Genomic DNA, 25,387 nt, shown 5'->3' on the forward strand with positions numbered 1-25,387 from the left:
TGGGTGAGGGTCAGTCCCGGTCGGCACGGGCGGTGATCCGGTAGAAGTCCTGCAGCCAGCGGCGACTGATACGCCCTGACCTGTACGGCCAGTTGACGAGGTCTGCCAGCAACTGACCCCAATCGATCGAGGCGCCGGTGGCGCGCGCCTGATTCACCGCAGCAGGGAGGTGCAGGTGGATGCCGCGGAGGCTCTGCCGCGTGAGGAGGTTGATGCGGCTCTCTGCGGCACTCATCCGCATGGAGGCGCCCTTCGCCATGACGGCATGGCCCAGAGTGGCGCCGAACGACGGGCCGTATGGGGTGGGCTCGGGCGGGGCGGCCTCCTCGTCCGGGTCTCCGTCCCCCTGAAGGACCTTTTCCTTCACCACCCCTTGTTCGTCTGCGGTGTCGTTGTCGTCTTCCTGGTCGGTCGCGAAGGCGTGTCGGGGCTGGGCCGCGATCAGCGAGGCCACCGTGTAATGGGCCTGCGCTGTTTTGTCATCGCACCCTTCCGGCAGTCGCGGCGTCAGCAGCCGGTGCATGGCGCGGGCGCGCGGGTGGTCCAGATCGCGGCGCAGTCCCGCGCGCAGCGCCGCACGGGCACCGGGGTCCGCGCGGCACAGGCGTTCGATACTCACGGTGAAAGCGGTATACGAGGCACGATTCGTCTTGCGCTTGCTCGCTTCAGGGGCCTGGAAGGTCACTGCCTGTCCTCGGGTCGGTGGGCGACGGTCACGACTTCTTGTTCTTGGCCGTCCTTTTCGTCTTCGGTTGCTCCATCGCCTTGTGCGGGTCGTTCAGGGCGGCGAGGATGATCGCCTTCGCCGTGGCGACGGCCTTCGCGCCCCGTGCTGTGCGTGTCACGGAGTCGGTCACCGTCTCGTACGCGTCGAGCGCGTGCCGTCCGAAGGCCCGGCATGCGGCCTCGAAGTCAAAGCCGGAGCCCACGTTGCCGTCAGAGCGGGTCAGCTGCCGGAACCTGGACCAGAATTCGTCCTCCGCCGAAGGCCAGTACCGTGCCGTGACCGCGTCCAGCCAGGCCCCTGGATCATTCTTCTTGTCATTCGTGAACCTCAGCCAGGCTTCCTTCGTGGCCTGCTCCAGTCGGTCCCCGAAGAGCTCGCCGAGTTCGCGGAGCTGGCGTACGGGCAGGTCGGTGCTCGCCGCGTCCTCCTCTACTCGGGAAAGGAGAACCGGGGTCGTGGAGTCGACGTATTGGTGGTTGGCGGCCTGACTGGTGTCCTGTTCGAAGCCGAGCGCGCGTACTCGCAAGTACTCGCTGACGTCAAAGGCGTGGTCCATGACCTTCGGCTGGACGGGGCTGGAGTCGTCCATCTGTTTGAGCAGAAGGGCGTCGATGTCTCGCCACAGGGAACGGGAGGAGCGTGCGAGACGGGGAGAGGTCTTCCCGTCCTTGTCGATGCTCCAGATCAGGTAGTCGTCTTCCGGACGGATCCGCTCGGCGTTGTAAGCCCAGGTGGTGTATGCGTCGGCGGTGTGCTCGCCGTCCTGGGCGGGGACGAGATAGAGAGCGTGCTGTGAAGTGGCGGTGAGCCGTGAGCAGGGGCCCTGTGGCTCCGGAATCGGCTTGAGCGGGTCCGGGAGGTCCTCGCGCTCCCACGGGCACAGGTCGGTCTGCCGCCTGACGTGGCCATCCGGCGGGGTCAGACCTGCCAGCAGTGTCAGGAAGAGGTTGTCGCACTCCGGGTGATACGACAGCGCAGCTCGTAGTGGTGAAGCCTTCGCGTGGTGGTGGCTCACATTGCCGACTGCACGCCTCGAGAGGGCACCGGGGGCTCCCCAGTAATGCCAGGTCAGCAGCGACAGTGCCGTCTGCGAAAGGCCGGGGAAGACGAGCTTGTCATGGCTCCAATGCCCGAACCAGGAGTGATTGTTGCCCGCTGACCGGCTCATGACCAGCTTGTGGACCCCGGCAGTTTGATTTCTGTCGCACTGTTCGGGGAGGCGAGGGTCCTGGAGCCAGGGACGATCGCGATCGAACAGGTCGAAGCGGTGGCTCCACTGGTCGAAGTAACCGGCGATGCCGGCCTTTCGACCGTCAGGGAGTTCGGTGCTCTGCTCAGGAAAGCCCCGCTCGAGGATTTCCTCCCGCCGGTCGCCCCAGCTTCCGGGACCGGCCTCGTCCAGAGCGGTGATCCGGGCGGTGAGCGCGTACAGCAAGCGGAGCAGCGCCGAGTGAGCCGGAGCTTCCGGGATCAGCAGCGTGCGAATCTCTCGGGCATGCAGGAACAGACTCCTCAGGCCCACTTGCGGTGGTCCTGCCTTCCCGTCCAGCCATGCGACCGGAATCCATGGCTGGTCGATCAAATTGGACGCAGGTGTGGCCACGCCCCTCCCCCCTGTGGTCGGACGTCCACCGAATGTTAGAAGGACGAGCGGGGACGGCGTGGGCGGTTACTCCAATTGATCAATCGTCAGGCCGATTTCACTCATGCAGAATCGGTGCTTCGGGCTGGTGTACACCCACTTTCCGTCTTCCCGTCTCAGGTTCAGCCGGAGGACGGTCTTGAGTGCTGCCATATCGCGCCAGGCACGGTTGGCATCGCCCTCCACGGCCTCGACGAGTCGCTTCGGTACCGGTATCAGGTAGGGGACGAGCTGGCCCGGCTTCGGTCTCCCTTTAGAATTGCGATCAAGTTTCTGCTCCAGGACGCCGTCCTCCAGGAGATGTACCGGCTTCCCCTGCTGGTCGTGCCCAGGGTACAGGCAGACCACATGCACCATCTCCTCACCGAGCACGGAGGAGAGCAGCTCGGGCTCCACACCGGGGTGGTCGCGGCTCAGCAGGCCGAGGTCGCCATCGAGCTCCCGTGGTCCAGGCACCTCCAGCCAACCAGCAGTACCGCTGGCTCTGCGTTCACGAACCGTGCGCTGGTTGTCGAGCTGCTGGAGCTCACTTGCCGCAGGCCACCCCAGCTTATCGACGAGCTCGTCGGTGTACACCTCGTCCAGCAGCAAGGGCAGTTCTTCGGGCAGAGAAACCCTCCTGCCGGTCCCCAGGACCATGTCAGTGCGCCGCACCAGCGCGGCGTCGTCCAGTTCGGACGCGTCGTCCGCTCGGAGCACCACCAGCCTCGACCGGTCACCCACGCTCTGCACCGCACGGGCCAACAAGTCCGTGAGCGGTGCCGGTCCGGATATGACGAGGTCGAAATGCAGGCCCCGGACGTGTTCCAGCATCGACGTCGTCACCAGCGCGGAGGGGCCGGAGACTCCACCGTTAGGGGCGAAGGTACTCCGGCAGGCTGCGAGACGCTGCCATCGGTCCTTGTTGCGCATCTGTTCATGGACCAGGGTCACGTCGAGGCCGGGCAGATCCTGTGAGAGCTGCTGGAACGTGCGGATGGCGTCCGCAGGCGTCGATCGGTAGACGGCGGCCCGTCCGTTGCCGGCTGCGATCATCGGTGCAAGAGCCGCCTGGATCTCGTCATACGCCGTACCTTCAACGACCCTGATGCTGAGCGTGCTGGCACGAGCTGCCTCGGCAGGCTGCTGGGGCAGGTGCCCGCCTCCGGACTGAGCATCCACAAACGACCATCCTGGCAACCGACGAGGCTGCATAACTGGCTCTTTACCCCCTCCTGCACCCCGGCGGTAGGCTGCCAGCATCGCGTCCACCGACTTATCCGCAGCCGTCGCCGCCAGGACCACTGGGATCCGCAATGCAGCGGCCCACTCCAGGAACCGGAGCATGAGTTTCTGCCCCCAGGCGCCGCGGGCATGGGCTTCGTCCACCACGACGACCTTGCCGGAAAGCGCAAAGAGCCTCATGACGTTGAACTTCACCGGCATGACAGCCTGCAGAAGTTCGTCCACCGTCCCCGTGCCGAGCGCAGCCAAAAGCGCGCGATGATGAGAGTTGAGCCAACTGTTCGCTGTCGGGGCCCACTCCTCACCAGGCTCCGCGCTGACTCCGTCGGTTGCATTGGCATGCGCCCACCACTCCGCGGCTTCCGCCGGCTTCAACCGGGAAGAACTGTGAAGCAGCAGTGACCGCCAAGGGCCGGTCAGTGCCTGCTCGGCGAAGGCATGCACCTGTGCCATGTGGCTGTCAGCCGCTGAACCGGTCGGCAGTGCGTAGAAGAGGCCCCGCGCGTTCGCTGCGTGCCCAAGGATTGCCGCTGCGCTAAGGGCCGCTTCCGTACGGTCCTCTGACGGCGGGGCCGTCACGACCACCATGCCCGGCCCGTGTTCAGTCACCAGATCAGGCGCCTGGCGAGCCACGCTCGCCCCAAGACCGGTCTCCTCCACGGCTTGAGAAGAGTCCGACGGACGGGCGAAACCCGTCCCGAGTAGATCCGTCTGCAGCAACAGACGAGGAGCCGCCGTGCGGGCGATCTGCCAGTAGGAGTCCAGGTCTTCAGGAGTTCCAGCCCATCCCTCTTCCCTGAGCCGGGTCCGGATCTCCTCTTCGATACTGGCCAGCCAGTCCGACAAGGTCACCAACCCCGTCAGGACAACAGCCGCTCCTGGCGTCATTCGTCCGTGCGGAACCGACTTCACCCCGAGCACTCTGCGCACCTCGTCGAAGTGGATACGCCGCTGCTCCTCCCAACTTCCCACACCCATACCCGGGTGACGCGCGGCAGGGCACCTCAAGTCCTTGTCGTAGACCTTCGGGTGGAAACGACCACCGTGACCACCGAGCAACTGGGCCACCGCATGACTGAGCCGGGACTGCGGGCGCCGCCTCGACGACGGATAGCCGATCTCCTTGAAGATACCCACCAGCCACCAGTGCGCCGCCGCTTCGTGCGACTGCCTGTCCTGGGCGGCGTCGGCACCGAATCCGTACCCTGGTTCACCACTCAGCTCCTGAGTCAGCAGCTGCCCGTCCTCGTACTTCGGTCCATCCCTGTGCAGTTGGAACGACACACTGATCTTCCCGATGTCATGCAGCCCCGCCCAGAATGCCGCGAGCGCCCGCGCCTGCTCATCCGAAACCTGCAGCGCCGTCACCACCATGCTCCGCTGGTGCGCGGTCAGCAGTTCATCCCAGACGACCTCAGCGACGGCCGCCGTGTCCAACAGGTGACAGATCAGAGGGTGCGTATGGGCTGCACCGCGGGCATCCTTGCCCAGCCGGGCAGCCTTGCCCAGCCGGGCAGCCTTGCCCCAGAGGCGGGAGTCCAGAGACATACTGCTCATCGTCTCGCATTTCGGTGCAGATGCGCTTCAGAAGAACGCAACAGAAAAAGCCTGGCCTGCAACGCCTCGTCGCCTGGCCTCGTCCCGTTGAAGACCGGCGGAGGGGAATTCAGCCAACCGCAGGTACACCAACTTATTCTCCCTGTAGCATACTTGCTGCTGCACGCCTCCCTGGGAGGTCTGCGGAATCCCATTGGCTCTCCGGCCGACGGCACATCGAGACGAACGCACGACCCTCCCGAGGGACGTGGCGCAACCTCGGCCTAGTACCGCGCTCTGGAGAAACAGTGTCCAGGTTCCTGCGGAAGTTCGTCCTGCGACGCGAGGTCCTCTTTGAGGTCACACGCGTGGTGGTCAGCGCGGTACTCCGTGTTCTGATCAACGAAGTCGTCAGCCGGCTCTTCTGAGCCAACGGTGACGGATCCCAGGGGTCCGTCACCTCTTACATGATGGCGATGACCCGCTGGCTGGCTGCTCTCCGCACGGCCATGCGTTCCCCACTACAGCTACGTCTTACCTCAAGTCTTGCAAACCTCTCCGGCGCAAGCGAAGTCGACCCAACGCCTGAGTACTGAGTCCACACCCTTCTCCGTCGTGGAGTCCGGTCAGCCTCGCCCCCTCCTCAGCGAACACCTGCCTCTACGGAATCGTGCACTCCGCATTGGTCGCACTCGGCTGCTCCCCCGCACTGGGTTTCGTCCACCAAGGAAAACAACACGCCTTCGTCTACGACCTCGCGGACCTGTACAAGCCGAACTGACCATCCCGCTGGCCTTCTCCCTCCACGACTCGCCCCAACCGGAGCGCGACGCACGCAGAGCCTTCCGCAAGGAATTACGCCTGTTCAAACTCCTCCCGCGCATCGTCCACGACGTACAGGCACTGCTCGCACCAGAAGAGACGGACGCCGTCCCCGAAGGCCAGACGGCCCAACTGGTCAACCTCTGGGACCCCGAAGTGGGATCCGTACCAGCCGGAACGAACTACGCCGTCAGCGAGGAGTGAGCCGATGACCGACAACTCCAGCTTCTGCGAGGGGCAAACACCATGCCGTCGATGACCGTGCTCTCCACCACCGCCATCCCCGACCACGTCCGCGGCGCCCTCACCCGCTGGATGCTCGAACCCACACCCGGGCTCTACGTGGGAACCCTGTCCGCCCGCGTCCGCAACGAACTCTGGTCCATCGTCCAAGCCTCCATCGGCCCCGGCGCCGCAACCCTCATCCACCCGGAAACCAACGAACAAGGCTTCACACTCCACACAGTCGGCGACCGACGACGAGTACCGGTCGACTTCGACGGACTGACACTCGTTGAGTTCAGAGCCCCAGAGGGAGAAGAGAAAACGCCGACGCAATAGCTGCCCCGCCCCAGACGGAAGCACATGCCTCTCGTACCTCAAATACCCCAATGCACCGATCCACCCCCGCTCGCGCGGGAAGCACCTCGGCGCGGCCCCGCTGGGGTTCGAGATCGCCGGTTCACCCCCGCTCGCGCGGGAAGCACACAAGGATCGAGCCCGGAACGGACATAGAGATCGGTTCACCCCCGCTCGCGCGGGAAGCACATCTCGGATCGATACGCCGTGATCCTGCGCCACGGTTCACCCCCGCTCGCGCGGGAAGCACCACCCAACACCCGGAGCACCGTTGATGAGCTACGGTTCACCCCCGCTCGCGCGGGAAGCACTCTTCCCGACCTGCGGCTTCAGAGGCGCTTTGCCATTCCTTGACTGCCATCTCTCAACATCACCACTCATAATGCCAGACCTGCCTGCTGAAGTACCGGCTGAAGCCACGGGGCCATCAGCACACCGAAAACTCGGGGGTACGTAGAGCCCACAACCCAGCCATTTCGCACCAGAGCCACTCGGCGGCCTTGGGCCCCTTTACACGGAAGCCGCTCTGCAAGCAGAGCTGTCCGCGCCCCTGGATCCTCGTCCAAGCCCAGAGTGCGGACCAAGATCCGAACCATGCACGGACCAAGCAGCCATCATCCACATCCAAGTTGAGCAATTAAGCAGGTCAACCTGCACACCAGCCCTGCATCACCCGCAGACCAAGAATCTGCTGGGCCCTCCATACATGTGGCTGGGTAAGGCCGCTTGGCACCACGAAATTCTCGACAACCCGCCACGCCGACCCCGTCAACAGACCGGCTGACCAGCGGCTCAAAACGACTGACGGCCCATCAGAACGAGCGTCAAAATGAGCGTCAAGATATCGCCCGTGACGGCCACACCGCACATAACGAGCACAGGCAAAACCGCAGTTCAGGCACCCTTCCCCACCGGCTCCAGGATCGCCACGCACTCCACATGGTGCGTCATCGGAACGACGTCAGGAGGAGGTGGGCCTGACATACTGGCAGGTCAGGAGCCTTTTAGAGCCGCACTAAACGGTCCTTCGGACACCCAGAGCGTCAGACGGGCGTCACACCCGAAGCATGTGCCGGCTTCCGCCCGCCAACGCCCAGCCAGTGGTGACCACCTACACCATTGCGCCCTCCAGAAACGTCACCACCGATGGATGTACTGCTGGGCAGGACAGTGACGCTGCCTTGCCGACACCGACCTTCACCTACGTGACTGGCCGCGGAAGACCGCGGAGTGAGGCACCCACCACCCCTCGTGCCCTGCGGTAGGCATCGCCGCCCGGCAACTGCGAGCAGGCTGGCACTGCCATGAAGAGCGTACGACGGCTACGGAGGGGTGTGGGGCGGTATGCACGAGCCAAGCAATGTTCCGACGGAGACGGAGCGATTACAGGGACACGCAGAACGCGCCTTCGTCGAGGTGCAACGGGCGGACACTAAAGCGACAGCCTTGTGCGGAATCGCCGGCGGCCTGCTGGCTGCCGGGGTCGCCGTCCTGTCCAGTACACGCGGCATGCCCCTGATCGGAATCTTCCCTCTGGTCTTGATGTGCCTGCTGCTGATGGCCTCGATCGCGGCTGCGCTGGTCACGCTGCGTCCCGTGGTACCCAGAGTGGGACTGCATGCCGAATTGGTTGGCGAGGCGTTAGTAGACCACCGGATCGATGTGAGTGCGATCGCCCGCGTGGAGCTTGAACAGCATGTCGAGGCCCGCCGACTTCACGTGCTTGCCTGGCTGGCGGACAGGAAGCTGCGAGCAGCCCGCCTGGCCGCCGACTTTGCCCTGGCAGCCCTCGTGATGGCTGGAATATGCCTATTGAGCAATATTCTGGTTAGTTGAGACGATCGCCTGAGTGTGTCGGGGCCGCGCAGTAGGGGGACGTGTGTATCGGTCGCATGCCAGGGTGATCGGCGACGAGTTGTGGACGCATCTGACGACGCTTGCACCGCAGCGGATCAGGCCCGCTCGGAGTGTGATGCTCCGCCAGGGAGATCCAGCAACGCACGTGATCGTGTTGGAATCCGGGTCAACACTGATCACTCTGTCCGGGGGCTGCGGGGAGAGAGCGCTTCTTGCCGTGCGCGGCGCCGGCGAATTGCTCGGGGAGCTGGCCGTGTTGGACTCCCAGCCTCGCACCGCCACGGTCATCGCCGCCGAGACCTGCCAAATCCGCATCATCCCGGCCGCCGCCTTCCTCACGTTCGTTCAAGAGCACGATCTGCTCGCCCCTCTGCTACGCCATGCCATCGCCCGGGTCAGGGAGTCGGAGGCCGTCCGGCTCGAACTGGCCACTGCCTCTGTTCCGCTGCGCCTGGCCTCAGCCCTGTCCCGGCTGGTCGACACGGCATCCACCTCCGCGTCGGATCTCGCCGTACGGCTGACACAGACAGAGCTGTCCCAGATGATCGGCGCTTCCCGCAATGCGGTGGTCAACGCCCTCAAGCCCTGGCGCGAGCAGGACTGGGTCCGCACCACCTCTGGTGGCGGGCTCCTCGTTCGCGACATCCATTCGATTCAGTCGCACGCACGTACGCAGGCGTGACAGGCCGCACGTCGGGTGTGCCCACTATTGGGCAGCGACGGCCGTTCCGCCCGATCAGCATGGGCACTTCTCTGACAGCCCGTGCTGAAAGGACGGTGGCCAATGAATGCGCCGCTGCACACAGACCCTCTGGACGTTCCCGCCGAAGTCGCCCTCGTAGCAGTCGACATGGAGAAATACAGCCAGATCCCCGAAGCGAAAATGGCCGCCGCCCGGTGCGACGTGGACGACATCTTGGCGACCGTGCTTGCCGAGTGCGGGCTGCCCGACCCACAGGAACGGCCCGGCGGCTACAAGGAGAGCGGCGACGGGGCGATCTTGCTGTTTCCGCCCTCGGTGCTGGCACGGCTCGTGGATCCACTGCTGGGCCGGCTCAACGCGGCGCTGGTGCGCTATGAGCAGCAGCGGCTGGCCAGTAGTCCCGTCCTGCGGCTGCGGGCCAGTGTGCACGCCGGCCCGCTGTCCCTGCCCGACCATCGCGGTGACGCCATCAATGACACCGCCCGGCTGCTCGACTGCCAGGCGACCCGCCAGGCGCTGTTCGCCGCGAAGGGCAGCGGCGCCTTCCTTGCGGCCGCGCTCTCCGAGATGGTTTATCAGCGCACCGTTCACGCTGGACGCACGCCGGACCTGGGGCCACATAACTTCCTTGAGGCGGTTGCCCACGTCAGCGGCAAGTCCGAATTCGAGCAACCCTGCCGGATCCACGTGCCGGGCCTGACCGGACCTGCCGTACGCCCCTACCTCACCGACGCCGTGGCGCCGACTGCCGCTCCCGCCCCTATCCCCCAACCGAGCGATGGCCCGGCGACACCGGCTCCCAGCCGCGGTGGCACGTTCCAGTTCCACGGTCAGGTCAGCGACGCAACCATCGCCGATCGCATCGACACCGTGCGGATCGACCGTCGCCAGCGGTGAGGCGTCCTACTACCCGCCCTGCCGTTCTTCACACACTCACCATGGAGTTCCCATATGTCTGACGCGCCGTTCGACCCCACGCGCTCCGACACCACCCCGCCGACCAGCGAGGCTGGCGAGAACCGTTCCAATGGCTCAGTCGGCTGGCTGCATCGGCTGCGTCCCGGTATCGGCGCTACCGACCGGCTGGACGCGGACCCCGACGCCCCAGCCGACTCCGCGGCTCACCCATCACCGGCTTTTGTGCCACCCACACCGCGCCTGTACGAGACCGACGGTGCAGCAACAAACGTGTACGGGGACCCCGAAGTAGTCGCCAACGTCATCGAACAGTTGATCCTGGAGACCCGAAAGCGGGACTTGCTGGAGGGCATCGAGCAAAGCCGCGAGCAGCTGCTCGATCAGCCTTTCGTTCGCAGCGCGCACTGGGAGACGGTCTGGGAGCAGATCATCAATCCCACTACGAGCCGCCCCCACCAACCCGTGATCATCATTGTGGCGCCCCGCTCATGCGGCTCCACAACCCTCGCTCTGCGACTGCTGGCCGAGCACACCGCCAGCAACATCGCTGTCGTCAAACTCGACGCGGACTGGCAGACCCCCAGCAAAGGGCGCCTGCCGTTGGAGAGGGGCTACGCATACCAGCTTGACCTCAAGCATCCAGAGAATGATCAGGTATCCATCGACTTCCTCGACGCCCTGTCGGAGCACGCCACCAACCTCCGGAACTGCCGTTCCTATCTGGCACTGACCGTGGCACAGGACCTCTGGAAGGATCATCGCCTAAGCGATCGTGACGGCATCCAAGTAGTTCGTCTGCGGGAAGCACCTGATGCGGGGAATTTGGTCGAGGCGCATCTGAACGCCTCCGGCTACGGGCAGTTGGTCACATCGCTGCGCTCCCTCTCCAAAGCCACTGCTTCCCTGCGGGGGCTGACGGCAGTGGCGGCCGTACGGGCCGCTCACGCTGCCGCGATGGCCTGGAAGGAGCACATCGAAGCCGGTTCCCGGCAATCGCCTGTACAGATCGACGGCGAGGACGGAGCTTCGGTCACCCTGGAAGACCGCATCGTCGCGGCTCTGACTGACTGGCGAGATGAACTCGACAGCAGGTTCGGCGAAATGAACAGCGCGCACACCCGCGACAACCCCTCGCTCCCGGTGGAGGACCGTTGTCTGCTGCTGGCCATGGCCGTGCAGCAGTCCGCGCCCATGCCCGTAGTCGCACGCAGTGCGGCCGCCCTGCTGAAAGCCATCGAGGACGTCCCCGACGCTCCGGGCGCCGCGGCAGGATCCTCACCGGCCCTCAGCGCCTTGGCCGGACGGGGAACGCGCCGGCGCATCCAAGATGTCGGGGGCCGGGTGGACCTGCATGACACCGTGGTCTTCGACCGACCCGCCTACGGACGCGCGGTCCTGGAGTACGTCTGGGACAACTACGACGTCATGCGCAAGCCGTTGCTGAGCTGGCTCGTCGCGACAGCCCAAGGCGACGACCCCGAAGACCACGCAGTGGCTGCGCTGGCCGAGCTGACTGTACGGCACGGAACGGTGGACTACCTCACCACTCTGGGCGAACTCGTTGGCAGCAGTCATCCAAAGGTACTCGGCGCGGTCATGGATAGCGCCGTGCGCAACGAACACGTCGGACGCCTCGCGTGGCAGGCGCTGTACGGGTGGGCGGAGCAGAAGAGTTACGCGCCTGCCGTGATTGCACTGTGCCGACGCGTCCTTGAGGAGTCCTCCGTCGACACTTCACTGGCCAAGCGGGCAATGGTGCGCCTGCGCCGCGCCGCACACAAGAACACTGACACCACCGTAGCCAGCCAGATCCTGTCCGCTTTCGACGCTTTGGCCCAAAATCCCACCGTGGCCCATCGTCTGGTCCGGGAAGTCCAGGGCTGGCAGGAAGGCAAGGGCTCTTCCGCCCGGAGTGGCGCGCTGGCCTTCCTCGCACTGATGACCGTGCGCCACGACGGCACACCCCAGCTCGTCTGCTCCCCTCCCACGGACATCAACGTACAGCGAGCCGTACACGACCTGCTCTCCTCATCGGAAACCGCCTCCGAAGTCATCTCACGGCTTACGGACTGGATCCGATCTTGCGCCGACGATCCTAGCGCTTACACACAGTTGCGCGACCAACTCCTGCCTGCTCTGCGCGGCCACAACATGTTCGAGGCCGGCATGAAGCTCATGAACGAGTTGCGCGGCGTCTCCACTGCTGAGGGCGTCAGCGTGGCCGACGACTTCTACAACCACCTCGTTGACAGCCGTCTGCGCACGGTGTTCCCGCTCGAAGAGAACCTCGTATGAGGTGGCCATGGCTCCGCGCAGGCCAGACTAGTCGGTCTGTCCAGCCGCGTCTGCTGCACAGTGCCACCGATGGCATCGTGTTTGAGGCCGTGTACACAATCACCTGGCGACCGCTCTGGCGTGTGCCTCCCAATGTGGAGGAGACAGTGCGCACCGCCGTGCATGCGAAGGCCAGTGAGACAGCGGCACGTCTGGAAGCCACGGATGTGTCGGCCGCGCAAGACGCCGTCAACGCCGCCCTCAGCTGTCTGCCTCGCCGCGCCCCGAACTACCGCCTGCTGGAGGTCTACGCGGCTCTCAGGCTGCCCAGGGCAGCACACGAGCTACTGGCACAGAGGATGGCGGACGAGCAGCGCATCCGCCGCCTGCGCTTCTTGAAGCAGAACCTCTACGATCATCCGGACCTCGTCGTCCTGGACCGACTCGAACACCGCGCCGCCGACACCCTGGGCGACGAACACGTCGCCGAGCTCCAGCGCCTTGCTCGACTGATCTACTCCTGCGACCGCTGGTGGTTCCCGCTCCTGGCGCAGTGGGAGCAGGTCGGCCAAGGGTTCACAAACATCGAGAAGCGCCAGCAAGCCATGGTCGTGCTGTCCGACTCTCTCAAGGCGCTCAACGGCGGCAGTTTGCCCAACAGCACCGGACCGGTGGACATGCCTGAGTCCGACGAGGCGTATCGAAGGGCGCATCCATGAAGCTCGTCCTGTGGCGGGCACTGCTGGCCCCCCTGACCAGCCTCCGAGCCCTGCTCATTCAACAGCGCAGCACAACCCCTCTGTCCTACGACGCTGCTTGGCGCCAAGCCCGCCTGTATCGCAGTCCCGACGACATGGTCTACCGACTCCACGGCCACCAAGCCGCCGCCACCCCCGACCAGCAGTCCAATGTCCGGTCGCACTCTGCCCCATCCAGGAAAGACGAGCCAACCGACGGGTGTCCCTGACCTGTTCATCCTGCAAACACACAGACGTCTTCGCCCCGTCCGTGCAGGACGGGGCGAAGACGTATTCATGCGGCAATGGTCAACGGAGTATCCAGACGCTCCCAAGCACCGAGGACGGCCTTGTGCGCGTCCGGCTGCAGGTGGGCGTACCGCTGCGTGGTCTGGAAGCTCTCGTGCCCAAGGAGGTGCTGGACCTCGTAGAGCGATACTCCGTTCTGCACCAGCCACGACGCGCAGGTATGACGCATGGAGTGAGGCGGGTGGTGTGGAACGAGGCGGAGTTCGCCGTCGGTGTCGAAGTGGTAGGCGCTGCCGAGTGCCGGCCACCACGTCTGGCGGCGCCAGTTGCCGTCGTCGAGACGGCGTCCGGCCCGGCCCTTGGTGACGGTGGTGAAGACCAGCGCGTCTCGCTGCAACCCGTGGACATGCCGTTCCAGTGCCTCCAGCACGTGCGGCGGCAGCGGCACCTCGCGGCGGCTCTTCGAACTCTTGGGATACTCCTTGATGCCGCTCTTGGTGTTGACCTCGACCACGAACACGCGGGAGCGGCGTCGGTCGATGCGGTGATGATGAAGCCCGGAGAGTTCACCCCAGCGGAGGCCAGTGTAGAAGCCGAGCAGACACACGGTCCGCCAGGCTCCCGGCAGAGCGTCGAGGATACTCTGCGCCTGGTCGACGGTGAACCACTGGGGTGGCTTGACCGCGAGGGCCGGAAGGTCGATGCTGCGGCAGGGGCTAACGGCGATGATGTCGTCGTCGACTGCCGCACGCATGATGGATGACGTCAGGTTGTAGGCCCTCTTGATCGCCGCCGCGCCTGTGCCCTTGTCGGTCAGGGACCGTATCCAGCTCTGGATGTCCATGCGGGTCAGGGCATGCATCTCCCAATCGGCGAGGTAGGGCAGGACGTGGTTCGTGATGCTGGACGCGTCGCCACGCAGAGTGTGCGGCTCGACGATGCGAGCCTTCCACCAGCGGTCGTGCCATTCGCGGAAGGTGATCTCGCCGGCGCGCGGATCCCTCAAGGTTCCGCGGGCGAACTGAGTCTCCAGCTCCAGACCCCAGGCGCGCGCTTGCGACTTCAAGGGAAACGATTCACTGAATCGGTCTCCCGCGCGGTTCCGTACGGTCGCCTGCCACTTACCGGAGGACAGCTTGCGCAGGTACGTGGGGACCTCTTTCTCAGAAGGGGCGCGGGTGCGGTGCGGCTGCTGTCAACGACTGCTCGCCGGGGGCTTCGCGACGGAGCGGCTGGTGAGGAAGTCCTCTAGGCCAGATACGGGGATACGGACTCTGGAGCGCTCGGCTCCGGTGCGAAGGTCGACGACCGGAAGCTCTCCGGCCGAGATGAGGCGATACACGGTGCGCCGGTCGACGTCCAGAAGGTCAGCGACGGCAGGCACGGACAGCAGACGAGAAGGCATGGGCGAGTCCTTCGAAAGGGACGAGACTGAGGGAAGTAAGCATGCGGAGGGCGCTGGCGGTCATGGGCCGACTGACGTAAGCACGGCAGCACTCTCAGAGAACCGACCACTCGGCATTGGCGAGAAAGGACACCTTAAACGGATCTCCCTCATGCGGCGGGGCGAGAATATCGAGTGCTGGGTACGCAAGGAGCGACATCCTTCCGTTAAGGGATCGGCGCATAACAGGCCAGCGCGGACGAGTATTTCCGGAGCTCTTAATGGTCCGGAGGATCGCCGGTTTGGCCAACCGGCGATCGTCGGCTATATTCCGCCGCTTCCGCCTTGGAGGGGTGCGTCGGCATGACCAAGGAGTGCCTGCGGGGCCACTCCGAGGGCGGCGGCGATGGCCGTGAGGTCGTCGACGTCGCAGCGTCTGACCTGGCGTTCGATACGCGAAAGCTGGGTGAAGGTGAGAGGCCGACCAAGGTCGGTGACGCGGTCGGCGAGTCGGCGCTGCGAGTAGCCGCGAGTGGCGCGCAGGCGCGTTATGGCCTGTGCGGCGGCTTGTCCGGCGGGGCCGATTTCGAGAGGGCGTGGCGGCATTGGTGTGTTGTAGCTTGCTTTCCCGAGCGAGGGAAGCGGTTCGGTGTCTGCCGTGAGCGATACGGGGGAGGGGTCGGAATCCGCCCCCTGTTTCCGGCTGCTGTTTCGGGGTTATGGTTTTCCGGCCCCGGGCGCGAGTAGTACAGAGTTCTAGAGTCAACTCTGGACTTATGCGCCGTGGGTGTGGCTGTGTTGTCCACACGCCCCGGCACGATGCCGGGAAGCATTCCACATCGCGACGAAGGTGGTCGATCGACATCGCCCGTATCCGCACCATCAAGCCCGAAGCGTTCTCCTCCGAGTCGCTGGCGATGGTGTCCCTCTCCGCCGAGCGGACCTTCTTCGGGCTGCTCACGCAGGCCGATGACCACGGCCGGTTCCGCGACCAAGCCGCGGTCATCGCCGGCCTGCTGTGGTCGCTGCGCCCCGACCACGGCCCCATCGGCGTCGAGGAGGACCTCACCCAGCTCCACGACGCCAGCCTGATCTGCCGCTACCAGGGCGGCGACGGCAAGCGCTACCTGCACATCGTCACCTTCGCCCGCCACCAGAAGATCAACCGGCCCAGCGGCCTACGCCATCCCGACTGCCCGCACCACGATCTCGCCCGTAGGCCCGCACCGAGGACTGACGGAGGTCTCACGGAGCACTCCATGAGCACTCACGGCGGCACGGCAGGCCCGCCCGCCGAGGAAGCCACAGGTCAGACGGGATGTGGTGAGTCCTCATCGTCGACTCACGGAGGGCTCACGGAGGGCTCCGTGAGCCCTCACGGTCCGGATCTAGGACCTAGGATCATGGATCTAGGATCTGGATCGGGGAGCGGGAGCGTCCCCGCTCCCACTCCCGCGCCCGTCTCGGCCGAGGTCCTCATCAGCGAGTACGTCGATGTGTGCGCCAAGAAGCCGCCCTCCGCCTTCCTGACCCGCCTCGAGCGTCAGGTCCGCGCCCTGCTCGCCGACGGTATGGATACCGACGATGTCCGCGCCGCGCTGACCCGACAGCGGATCAAGGGGCTGGACGTCAGCCTGCTGCCCAGCCTGGTCAACGAGGTCATGAACGCAGGCCCCTCGCACAGCACCCCACGCCAGGCGTGGACCAACCCCGCCGACACCGCCTCGGCCTACGGAGGGCAGCTCTGAACACCGCCACTGGCAGCCGCAGACGCCCACCGCAGCCCGTCGGTGCCGTCGCAGCCCGCCTTGAAACGCTCCTCACCGCCCGCGGCATCGACCCGGCAGCCACGGCGGTGGCCCCGCCCGACGAACCGGTCACCGCCCTGGAGCTGGCCGACACCCGCATACCCGCGCGCTACCGCGGCGCGCTCGCCGACCACCCCCAGATCACCGCCTGGGCCGACCGGATCGCCCGGGCAGGGCGCCCAGGCCCGGCCGGCGCACCCGGCATCGCCGAGGGCGGCTCCCTGCTGATCGTCGGGCCCACCGGCACCGGCAAGACCCACCAGGCATACGGCGCCATCCGCGCCCTCCTCTCCCGGGGCGTCCGGCTGCGCTGGGAAGCCATCACCAGCGCCGACCTCCACGCCCGCCTGCGCCCCCGCGCTGGCCATGACACCGAGCGCGAGATGCAGGCTCTGGCCCGCTCCCCGCTGCTGCTCCTGGACGACCTCGGCGCGGCCAAGTCCAGCGAGTGGACCGAGGAGCTGACCTACCGGCTCATCAACCACCGCTACGAACACCTGCTCCCCACCCTCATCACCACCAACCTTCCCACCGACGACCTCCGCGCCACTCTCGGTGACCGCGTCGCCTCCCGCCTCGCCGAAATGACCGAACGCGTCATCCTCACCGGCCCCGACCGCCGACGCCGCACCCTCGGGTGAACCACCCGTTCCGAGCGGAACGCTCCGCTTCCCAGCAAGCCGCAACAAGCTCCGAGCCCCCTCGCGGACCGAACACCGCAGGCCGGGGACCGGTCACCGGCCACAGTGGGGACCGGTCCCGGGGAACGACCGCCGTCAGCATCGGGGACCGTCCCATCCCTCACTGGGGACCGATCGCCGATCACAGCGGGGACCGTCCCGGGACCGAACACGACCACCACGCAGGGACCGCAAGCAGCCACCGGGGACCAGTCCCCAACGGACCGATCGGACACCGGGGACCAGACACCGGACAACAGCAGGCCAACGGCCCAAGAGCGCGCTGGTCCCCGGAACACGACCCAACACCAGCCGCTTAAGGGAACCGAAACTACCTCCCCGTCCTCCCCAACCGGGGACCGGGGACCGGGGACCGGGGACCGGGGACCGGGGACCGGGGACCGGGGACCGGGGACCGGGGACCGGGGACCGGGGACCGGGCTGGCGCCACGGTCCCCTCGCGCCCGCGCCTTGAGGAACGCAGTGGGGACCGCGGTCCCTGAGCCCCGTGATACCGCCAGCCACCCGAGGACCGTCCCGCCCGCCCCCACACCCTCGCGCCTTTCACCGCCAGCACAGACACTCTTCGGAGGACTCCATGCATCAACCGCATCCGCAGACCCCCGACGACGAGCAGCACAGCACGGCCATCCCAGCCCCAGGCGCAGCAAGTTGGGGCGGAAGCGTAGCTTCCGCCGACCCCGTCCCCGAAGGGGCGGGAGGGGACCTGCACCGGGAGGCGCAGGTTCGGGCTTCGACCGAGGGCGGATCGAAGCCGGGGCAGGAGAAGGAGCAGACCGAGCGCCGCAGTCACCGCGAGCGCGCCGCCCGTGCCCGTCAGCGTCCACGTCAGCCGCGCAATAAGAAGCGCCTGCACCAGCCCAACACGCGCTTCAACGACGAAGAGTTCGCCGTGATCAAGTCTGCCGCCGCCCGCTGCAACCTGTCCGTCGCCGGCTTCCTCGCCCGCGCCGCCCTCGCCGCCGCCCATGACCTCGACCGCACCAGCGCAGAAATAGCCGACGAGCGAGAAGTGATCACCGCCCTGTTCGACAGCCGTCGCAAGCTCGGCTGGATCGGCAGCAACCTCAACCAGGCGGTCAAGGCCCTCAATTCCGGTGCCGAGCCCACCCCACAACTCTGGGCAGCCATCGCCGCGACGCGGCACGCCGCCGACGCTAACCACGACGCCTGTACCCGGCTGATCGAGCGGCGCACTTCGTGATCCCCCGTGTACACGCACCCGGCTCCCGGACGATCGGCCTGCTCACCTACCTCTACGGCCCCGGCAAACGCGAGGAGCACACCGACCCTCACCTGGTCGCCTCCTTCGACGGCATGTCCCCCGATCCCGGCCGGGCCCCGAACGCCACGCTCAAGGACCTTCAAGCCGTGCTCGACCAGCCCGTCCATGCGCTGCCGAAGCACGGCCGCCCCGCCAAGCACGTCTGGCACACCTCTGTGCGCGCGACGGCGGACGACCGGATACTCAGCGGCGAAGAGTGGGGGGAGATCGCCCGGCGCATCGTGGCCGCCACCGGCATCGACCCCGGTGACGGCCGGCCCGGATGCCGCTGGGCCGCCGTGCGCCACGCCGACGACCACATCCACATCATCGCCACCCTGGTCTGCGAGGACGGCAGTCGCCCCGACGACTACCGCTCCGGCAAACGCGCCCAGGCCGAATGTCGGCTGATCGAGAAGGAGTACGGCCTCCACCGGGTCACACCCGGCGACGGTACCGCCGCCCAGCGGCCCACCAGCGCCGAGCGCCACAAGGCTCAACGCCTGGGTCGGGAACGCACCGCGCGGGAGGAACTGCGCGAGACGGCACGCCGAGCGGTGGCCGGCACAGCAGGCGAGGAGGAGTTCTTCGACCGGCTGGCCGCCGCCGGTCTGCTCATCCGCAAGCGAGCCGCGCCCTCCGGCGACCTGCTCGGCTACAAGGTCGCCCTCCCCGACGACCGCGACAAGGACGGCCAACCCGTCTTCTACCCCGGCGCACGCCTCGCGCCGGACCTGTCCCTCCCCCGCATCCGAGAACGCTGGACCACCGACGCCCCCGCCCGAGACGCTGCCACCTCCCCCAGCCCGACCGACCCGACCGGACGCAAGACACCGCCCACCGCAGCTGCCGCCCGCCGCCGCACCGCCACCGCCGCCTGGCGAGCCATCCTGGTCGTCGAGCACGGTGAGGACACGCTGGCCGCCGGACACATCGCCGCAGCCGGTGAGGTCCTCGACGCACTGGCGCAGACGTCCGCCGCCCACACCCGCCACGCACTGCGCGACGCCGCCCGGGCCTTCGAGCGGGCCTCCCGCTCCCACGTCCGCGCCGAGCGCGGACACGACCGCGCCCTGCGCCAGGCCGCCCGCGACCTCGTCCACGGCGGCCCCGCCCTCGGCCGCGGCGAAGACGGCGCGACGACAGCAATGGCGATCGACATGCTGTTCTTCCTCATCACCACGGCCGGCCACTGGCACGCCCAGCAGGGCCACGCCCAGCAGGCTGCCGCCGCACACCGCGCTGCGGAACACCTGCGCGCCGCCTACCAGACCGCCGCCGCCCAACCCCTCGACAGCATGTACCGGCGCGGCCGACAGCTGAGCCGCGCCCGGCTGAACCAGCAGAGCACGGTGGTGCACGAGGCCGTGCCCGAACTGGCCAGCCGGATCCTCGCCGAGCCGGGCTGGTACGCCCTCGCCGCCACCCTCACCGACGCCGAAGCAGCCGGCCACGACCCGGCAGCCCTCCTGACCGACGCCGCGGCACGACGGGAACTCGGCACGGCGGACTCCGTAAGCGACGTACTCGTATGGCGACTACGCCGGGTCGCAGAGCTGTCCACCAGCGCAAACGCCACCCTCGGCGTCCCCATCGCACCGGCAACGGCAGCCCGACCGGGCCGACGACCTTCTCGAAGGTCGAGACGTCAACCATGACCTGCACTGCCGTCTGACTCGGGGCCCTGCGTCACAACGCTGTTCGGTCTTTCGGCGTGCCCCGACCGGGATGACGTCTCGTGATGGAGCGAAGGTCGCCACCCTTTCCGGACCGAAGCCTCGTCATGTTGCGGGGCATTCACAGCGCCGACGCGGGGCTCATCCCCTGGGTGTCGGAAGTGCATGACATGCACCTGGTGACTACCACCCGCCGGCCTGTGTCGGACATCTGGATAGGGTCGCGGTACCCCAGCTGGAGAGGTAGCCGCATGGACCACGAGATCGTGATCGCGCAGACGACCAGTGACAACGAAGATCAGGCGAAGGCTCTCGCCCGCGGCGCGGTTGAGAGCAAGCTGGCAGCGGGCGTTCACATCGACGCGCCCATAACCGCCTTCTACTGGTGGAAGGGCAAGGTCGAAGCGGCGCAGGAGTGGCGCATCTCGTACATGACGTCAGCGGACCGCCTCCCAGCACTGGAGGCGTGGCTGCACGAGAAGCATCCGTATGACGTCCCCCAGTGGGTCACGCTCCCCGTGACCGGAGGGTCGGAGGCGTACCTGTCCTGGGTGGTCGACGAGACGCACCCGCAGTAGGAGGGCGGGCACGCCACCCAGTGCCTCGCCCTCTGCGAGCCTGCACGCCAGGACGGCTCACGACGCGAACGCCAGCAGATGGCTGCCCAGATCGTGCTCTGTGTCGGGGAGCCAGGCGACGATGGCCTGCGCCCGCTGACGCCCCATGGTGTTCGGCTTGGACTCCGCTGCCGCTGCAAATTGGTGCGCGACGTAGGCCCCGCGGTCTACGTCGCCACCGCGCAGAAGGGCAGACGCCAAGTCCCCGAGGACAACCACTCCGGAGTCGGGCAGCTCCTTGCCCAGACGCTCGACCGCGGAGTCGGCTGTGGCCGTCAGCTCTTGGCGCTTGAGTTCGCCGTACACCGAGAGCGTCAATGAGTCCATCCGGTACGGCGTCACGAAACGGACCCACGCCTGCTCACTCCTATGGTCGGCGAAGTCGTAAGCGAATCGCGCCTGTTCCAGGGCTCGGAGAGCGCCGGCGTCGTCCCCTGATTGAGCCGCTTCCTCCGCGTACCGTCCCAAGGCCCACGCTGCAGCGGTCGCGTTACCGCGCCCGCGCACATCCTGAGCTGCCTGAGACAGCATCTCCAGCGCCTTGGCCGGAGCGGCGGCACCGTAGCTCGCGTAGCCCAGCGCCAAGGCGCGCAGCGGGGGATGCCCGGCCGTCTTCGCGCACTGCGAGGTCACCCCGTAATAGGCGGCAGCCCTGTCATGCTCCCCAAGATCCCAAGCGACCCACCCGGCAAGAGCTGCGGTTTCCCCCGCTGCAATGGTCAGCGCTCGCTCACGAGTGCCGGCACGGGGAAGAGCCGCGGTGATCGCGTCCAGGTGCGACTCGACCCGATTCTGCAGACTGCGCGCGCTTTCGCTCAGCTCGTCCACATGCAACCGGGCCGCATGATCGATGAGCACGCCCGCCGACTCGGGGTCGATCCTGGCCCCCTTGCTGAGTGCGTAGGCGAGTCGACCCCACGGCTCAGCAGCCGCAGCTGCACCCACGACGGCACCCCCCAGCAGCGTTCGGCGCTTCACGTCGTCCAGGTCCTCCCCTTCAACCTCGTCCCTCCTCCGCCGCCGCCTGGCTCGGGCGGCCTTCGCCTCGTGCAGCAGCAGATCCAACGGGACGCCGCAGGCAGCGGCGATATGTCCCAGTGTGTGATTTGTAGGGACGTTCTCGCCGTTCTCGTACCGACTCACCTCTCGGCGAGTCACCGTCGCCCGGCCGGAAGCCGCGTTGATCGCATCCGCCTGCTCGTCCTGCGATCGGTCCGCGTTACGACGCAGCTGACGGAGTAGCTCGGCGAACGGATCTGCTGCCATGAGTCTGACCTCTATCTGTGGGCGCAGCCCAATCCTCTCCCCAACTCCCCGCTTCCTTTCCCCCCTTGACAAGTTTTCCCCCCTCAGGTTTCCCCTGTTCCGAATCCCGAGGCCGCGGTGCGATGGGCACATGACCACGCACCGGGCAGCACCGTCGCCCCGATCTGAGAGAAACGCCGGCGGGATCACCGTCGCCGGCACCCCACCCTCGGGGTGTCCGCTGACGTCTGGCGTCTTCGAGATGGTCATGGAGCCGGCAAGTGTCCACGTCGCTCAAGCACGAGGCACCACAGCCACCGCGCTGAGGCAGTGGGCGTTGCCGGACGGCCCGGCGGAAGACGCCCTGCTCGTCGTCTCAGAGTTGGTGACCAACGGGATCAGCCACGGCTCTGGGGATGTTCGGTTGCGGGTACGGCACGACCACTACCAGCTCCTGATCGAGGTCAAGGACGGCAGCTTCGCCCCGGCCAGACGGCGACGTACAGGCGCCAACGACCACGGCGGGCGAGGACTGCTCCTCGTCGCGTGTGTGACTTCGGTGGGGCGTGGCCGACGGCGGCCGGACTACATACGCGGTCATCCCCATCCGTACGGAGGCACCCCCAAGTCGCCGCACGACGCAGCCAACCTTGGCTTCGACGCATTGACACCCCGTGAATCCGACTTGGGTGCGCAACCATTCTGATCACGCCAAGGAGGAGAAATCGGGTCCTCTTCCGATGTGCCAGTAGTGGCTTGATCTCTGGCGCACCGGCCTCGACCTCGGATTGTTCACACCGGCCGTGCTGCGGCAGGACGCGAAGAGCTTCATGAAGGACCCCACGGCCGTGAAGGCGTGGACCACCTCTTCGGCCACGGACGCGCTCTGCGGTCCCGAGGCCAGCACGACCGCATACATGTGGCGCTGCTCAATGCGGTTTTCGAGGATGCCGACGGACCGGACCAGTACTCCGAGTGCGAACTCGACCCGTTTTCGGCCCTCTGAAGCACGGATGCCATCCCTGACGACAAGGACGACCATGACCGTTCCCGTTCCGGAATCGCCACCAGCTCCGCCCACGCGCAGCATCCCAACCAGCGACAGCACGTCGCGCGCTCTTCTTCTCGATCTCGACGGCGTCCTACTCGACACCCGTCCGGTGATGCGGAAGGCGTGGCGCAAAGTCCAAGAGCTGCACGGCATCGCCCTTCCGTTTCGCTACTACGAGCGCCACCTGGGGCGCGAGTTCGGCGACATCATGCGGCGACTGGGCGTGACCGACACCGAGGCAGTCCGCCGGACGTACGAAGCGGAATCCGTCGCCACCGCGCACCTCGCGCAGGAGTTCGATGGCATCGTCGAGACGCTCCACGCCTTCGTGGCCGCCGGCTGGCGGCTGGGCGTCGTGACGTCCAAGCACGTCGACCGGGCGGCCCCGCTCCTTGCGCGCCTCGGGTGTCCCTTCGCGACCATCCGCACGCCTGCCGGAGCGGGCCGGACGAAACCGGCCCCGGACCCGCTCCTCCTGGCGCTGGTCGACCTGGGAGTCGACCCCGCCGCCGCCGTCTACGTGGGTGACATGGCAGTCGACCAGGAGTCCGCCGCACGCGCCGGCGTCCCCTATGTACACGCTGCATGGGGCTACGGGCAGCCGACGGCTCCCACCCCCGAGACGGCCGCTTCGCCCAAGGAACTGCTGAGCCTCCTCCTACCCGCCAAGCAGCTCGTCGAGGGGAGCACGGTGTGAGTCCCCGCACGACTGGCGGCCTCGGCCTGGTCCGGTCCTCCAACGCCGGCAAGCCGACGTGGACTCTCGTCGGAACCGGCGCCCTGGCGCAGGCGCGAACCGACCACATCCACACCACGGACCTGGAAGCGACGACCGTCGACAAGCAGTTACTGCGCTCCGGCGTCGAAGACGTCATGGATGCCGTCGACCGCTACAGCGCCACGCTGGCCTCCACCCCGGGCGGAGCCGGCTGGCTCCACATCCAGCACGTCCCCGTGCGACGCTTCGTCGCCGAGATCGTGCGCAAGCTCTTGGCCTTGAACGCATGGGCGCCGTTCGCCTCGGCCCCAGGGCCCCTGACCCTGGCCCCCTACGAAGGACTCGTGGGACTGCGTTCGAGCAGCTCGCGTGAGTACCTGGCCTACACCGTGACGTGGTCCGGCGTCGCGTACGTGCTCGGTGCTGCGGCACCGCACAACCCGACCCGCTCCGCCCAGCTCCGCAACCGCGCCCGGACGAGTACGGCGAACACGGAGCCGAGTCCACTCCCCTCGGACCTCGGACGGCAGGACGTTCTGGCGCTGTCGTGGACCTCCCGCCACGCTGCCACGCTGACCCCGGTTCTCGCCGAACTGGCGCGCGACGGGCAGAAGAGTCTCCTGCTCGATCTCGCCACCGATGCCACCGAGCGGTGCAGCGCGGGACCGGTAACGAGTATGGAGCTGCGCTCGGCTCCGAGCGACCTCTTCACCCTCTCCGGCACCGCCGAGGGCCTCCACCGTCCCGACGACGAGCACGTCGTCCAGGTGGGAGGCCACGGCGTCCAACTCGCCCGGCTCGTCCGGCTCTTGTCCGTGCTCTTGGAGACCAGCGGGGGCTGCACCCAGCCGTCGTGGCGGACGGTGGTGCGGGCGGAGAGCTGGCTCGACGACATTCTGTCGACCACCCGGCCGCACACCGTCCTGCTGAGCAACGACACCAGCCCCCTGGGCGTGCTGGCCGCACACGCCGCCGAGCGGCACGGGGCGAACTCGGTGTACGTCCAGCACGGTGCGTGGACGGCGGAATCGGTCGCCTGGCCGGCCCTGCACAGCCGCGACATCATCGTCATGGGCGAGCGGGACCTCGCCCTGGGCCGAGGGTGGGCCCGCCACCCCGAGGCCGAGGTGCACGTACTCGGGCAGCCCCGCTTCGACGTCCTCGCCGGCCTGAGCCGCCAGGCGCAGCGGCGGTACCTGGAGAAGCTGCTCGCTCCGGGGGGGCCGGCGCGCGCCGACCCGGATCGCGGTGTGGGCCTGCCAGCCCTTCAACCCCGATCACCTCAAGTCCCACGCGGGCCTCCTCCTGGACGGGCTCGCCGAGGCGGACGGCGACTGGGGTCTCGTCATCGCTCCACACCCGGCGCAGGGAGCCGACGCCTTCGCCACTCTGGTGAAGCGGAACGGCGGGCCGCCCGTCGCGGTGGCCGATCCCCGGGTCGGGGCACGAGGCTGCCTCGCCGGCGCTGACGCCCTGGCGAGCGCGTACTCGACATGCGGGATCGAAGCCGCGCTGCTCGGCGTCCCCGTACTCGAAATCGGCCCGCCGGGCGAACGCACGCTGGACCTGGCCGGTCACGGACTCGCGACCCGGTGCGAAGACCCCGGTGACGTCGCCGAAGTGCTCTCCGGCGTACGCGAGGCACGTACGCCGAA

22 protein-coding genes, 1 pseudogene and 1 CRISPR repeat array are annotated in these 25,387 nt (G+C 67.2%); of the genes and pseudogenes, 15 read left to right on the forward strand and 8 right to left on the reverse strand.

From position 1 onward, the window contains the following. Positions 1-10 precede the first annotated feature (10 nt). From casB to ACIO3P_RS09705, 3 genes are all read right to left on the reverse strand, one after another. A complete protein-coding gene (gene casB, locus ACIO3P_RS09695) occupies positions 11-685 on the reverse strand; it encodes a type I-E CRISPR-associated protein Cse2/CasB (RefSeq protein WP_401785067.1) in 675 nt (224 codons plus the stop codon). A 28-nt stretch (positions 686-713) separates the two neighbouring features. Beyond that, the gene (gene casA, locus ACIO3P_RS09700; RefSeq protein WP_401848220.1) at positions 714-2,330 is read right to left on the reverse strand and encodes a type I-E CRISPR-associated protein Cse1/CasA; all 1,617 of its coding nucleotides are present in this window, start codon (positions 2,328-2,330) and stop codon (positions 714-716) included. Between the two features lie 66 nt (positions 2,331-2,396). After that, positions 2,397-5,141 carry a CRISPR-associated endonuclease Cas3'' gene (locus ACIO3P_RS09705; protein WP_401848219.1) on the reverse strand — a complete coding sequence of 915 codons (2,745 nt, stop codon included), beginning with the start codon at positions 5,139-5,141 and terminating at the stop codon, positions 2,397-2,399. Positions 5,142-5,742: 601 nt separating this feature from the next. Between ACIO3P_RS09705 and ACIO3P_RS09710 the strand changes: the two are divergent. The 7 genes and pseudogenes from ACIO3P_RS09710 to ACIO3P_RS09740 all read left to right on the forward strand — a co-directional run. Then, positions 5,743-6,155, forward strand: a pseudogene (locus tag ACIO3P_RS09710) (type I-E CRISPR-associated endonuclease Cas1); the annotation flags it as partial. A gap of 42 nt (positions 6,156-6,197) precedes the next feature. Further along, on the forward strand, positions 6,198-6,512 hold the full coding sequence (cas2e, locus tag ACIO3P_RS09715) for a type I-E CRISPR-associated endoribonuclease Cas2e (RefSeq protein WP_401785058.1): 315 nt from the start codon (positions 6,198-6,200) through the stop codon (positions 6,510-6,512). A gap of 56 nt (positions 6,513-6,568) precedes the next feature. Continuing rightward, positions 6,569-6,841: a CRISPR direct-repeat array (repeat unit 29 nt; unit sequence CGGTTCACCCCCGCTCGCGCGGGAAGCAC). Between the two features lie 1,033 nt (positions 6,842-7,874). Beyond that, the gene (locus tag ACIO3P_RS09720; RefSeq protein WP_401848217.1) at positions 7,875-8,366 is read left to right on the forward strand and encodes a hypothetical protein; all 492 of its coding nucleotides are present in this window, start codon (positions 7,875-7,877) and stop codon (positions 8,364-8,366) included. A 64-nt stretch (positions 8,367-8,430) separates the two neighbouring features. Beyond that, positions 8,431-9,069 carry a Crp/Fnr family transcriptional regulator gene (locus ACIO3P_RS09725; protein WP_401848214.1) on the forward strand — a complete coding sequence of 213 codons (639 nt, stop codon included), beginning with the start codon at positions 8,431-8,433 and terminating at the stop codon, positions 9,067-9,069. A gap of 102 nt (positions 9,070-9,171) precedes the next feature. Then, positions 9,172-9,987 carry a hypothetical protein gene (locus ACIO3P_RS09730; RefSeq protein WP_401848212.1) on the forward strand — a complete coding sequence of 272 codons (816 nt, stop codon included), beginning with the start codon at positions 9,172-9,174 and terminating at the stop codon, positions 9,985-9,987. 54 nt (positions 9,988-10,041) lie between these two features. Further along, positions 10,042-12,303, forward strand: coding sequence for a hypothetical protein (locus tag ACIO3P_RS09735; protein WP_401848210.1), 2,262 nt, complete (start codon positions 10,042-10,044; stop codon positions 12,301-12,303). 146 nt (positions 12,304-12,449) lie between these two features. After that, positions 12,450-13,001, forward strand: coding sequence for a hypothetical protein (locus ACIO3P_RS09740; RefSeq protein ID WP_401848209.1), 552 nt, complete (start codon positions 12,450-12,452; stop codon positions 12,999-13,001). 313 nt (positions 13,002-13,314) lie between these two features. Here the strand turns inward: ACIO3P_RS09740 and ACIO3P_RS09745 are convergent, their stop codons facing one another. The 3 genes from ACIO3P_RS09745 to ACIO3P_RS09755 form a co-directional block, all read right to left on the reverse strand. Continuing rightward, a complete protein-coding gene (locus ACIO3P_RS09745; protein ID WP_401848207.1) occupies positions 13,315-14,334 on the reverse strand; it encodes a tyrosine-type recombinase/integrase in 1,020 nt (339 codons plus the stop codon). Positions 14,335-14,463: 129 nt separating this feature from the next. Then, complete coding sequence (locus ACIO3P_RS09750) at positions 14,464-14,673, reverse strand: helix-turn-helix domain-containing protein (protein ID WP_401848206.1); 210 nt, start codon at positions 14,671-14,673, stop codon at positions 14,464-14,466. 303 nt (positions 14,674-14,976) lie between these two features. Then, positions 14,977-15,258 carry a helix-turn-helix domain-containing protein gene (locus ACIO3P_RS09755; protein ID WP_401848204.1) on the reverse strand — a complete coding sequence of 94 codons (282 nt, stop codon included), beginning with the start codon at positions 15,256-15,258 and terminating at the stop codon, positions 14,977-14,979. A gap of 257 nt (positions 15,259-15,515) precedes the next feature. Here ACIO3P_RS09755 and ACIO3P_RS09760 point away from each other — a divergent pair, with 257 nt between their 5' ends. The 5 genes from ACIO3P_RS09760 (at position 15,516) to cutA (ending at position 20,679) form a co-directional block, all read left to right on the forward strand. Beyond that, positions 15,516-16,400, forward strand: coding sequence for a hypothetical protein (locus ACIO3P_RS09760; protein WP_401848822.1), 885 nt, complete (start codon positions 15,516-15,518; stop codon positions 16,398-16,400). After that, the gene (locus ACIO3P_RS09765) at positions 16,397-17,101 is read left to right on the forward strand and encodes an ATP-binding protein (protein WP_401848820.1); all 705 of its coding nucleotides are present in this window, start codon (positions 16,397-16,399) and stop codon (positions 17,099-17,101) included. The genes ACIO3P_RS09760 and ACIO3P_RS09765 overlap by 4 nt, the downstream gene beginning before the upstream one ends. A gap of 637 nt (positions 17,102-17,738) precedes the next feature. Continuing rightward, complete coding sequence (locus tag ACIO3P_RS09770; protein ID WP_401848203.1) at positions 17,739-18,365, forward strand: plasmid mobilization protein; 627 nt, start codon at positions 17,739-17,741, stop codon at positions 18,363-18,365. After that, on the forward strand, positions 18,362-20,083 hold the full coding sequence (locus ACIO3P_RS09775; RefSeq protein ID WP_401848201.1) for a relaxase/mobilization nuclease domain-containing protein: 1,722 nt from the start codon (positions 18,362-18,364) through the stop codon (positions 20,081-20,083). The genes ACIO3P_RS09770 and ACIO3P_RS09775 overlap by 4 nt, the downstream gene beginning before the upstream one ends. A gap of 269 nt (positions 20,084-20,352) precedes the next feature. Further along, the gene (gene cutA / locus ACIO3P_RS09780; RefSeq protein ID WP_365813520.1) at positions 20,353-20,679 is read left to right on the forward strand and encodes a divalent-cation tolerance protein CutA; all 327 of its coding nucleotides are present in this window, start codon (positions 20,353-20,355) and stop codon (positions 20,677-20,679) included. 57 nt (positions 20,680-20,736) lie between these two features. Here cutA and ACIO3P_RS09785 read toward each other — a convergent pair whose 3' ends face one another. Beyond that, on the reverse strand, positions 20,737-21,984 hold the full coding sequence (locus tag ACIO3P_RS09785) for a helix-turn-helix domain-containing protein (protein WP_401848199.1): 1,248 nt from the start codon (positions 21,982-21,984) through the stop codon (positions 20,737-20,739). A 247-nt stretch (positions 21,985-22,231) separates the two neighbouring features. Between ACIO3P_RS09785 and ACIO3P_RS09790 the strand changes: the two genes are divergently transcribed. After that, positions 22,232-22,669 (forward strand): ATP-binding protein, encoded by a 438-nt coding sequence (locus ACIO3P_RS09790; RefSeq protein WP_401978135.1) that lies wholly within the window; start codon positions 22,232-22,234, stop codon positions 22,667-22,669. On the opposite strand, the gene ACIO3P_RS09795 is transcribed toward ACIO3P_RS09790, so the two are convergent. Then, a complete protein-coding gene (locus ACIO3P_RS09795) occupies positions 22,670-23,005 on the reverse strand; it encodes a hypothetical protein (protein WP_401848196.1) in 336 nt (111 codons plus the stop codon). On the opposite strand from ACIO3P_RS09795, the gene ACIO3P_RS09800 reads away from it, so the two are divergent. Beyond that, entirely contained in the window at positions 23,004-23,711 is a 708-nt protein-coding gene (locus ACIO3P_RS09800) for an HAD family hydrolase (RefSeq protein ID WP_401848194.1), read from the forward strand. The genes ACIO3P_RS09795 and ACIO3P_RS09800 overlap by 2 nt on opposite strands. Then, a complete protein-coding gene (locus ACIO3P_RS09805; RefSeq protein ID WP_401848192.1) occupies positions 23,708-25,201 on the forward strand; it encodes a hypothetical protein in 1,494 nt (497 codons plus the stop codon). The genes ACIO3P_RS09800 and ACIO3P_RS09805 overlap by 4 nt, the downstream gene beginning before the upstream one ends. The last annotated feature ends 186 nt before the right edge of the window (positions 25,202-25,387 follow it).

Source organism: Streptomyces sp. NPDC087310 (assembly GCF_044744405.1).
In the GTDB taxonomy this organism is placed as follows: domain Bacteria; phylum Actinomycetota; class Actinomycetes; order Streptomycetales; family Streptomycetaceae; genus Streptomyces.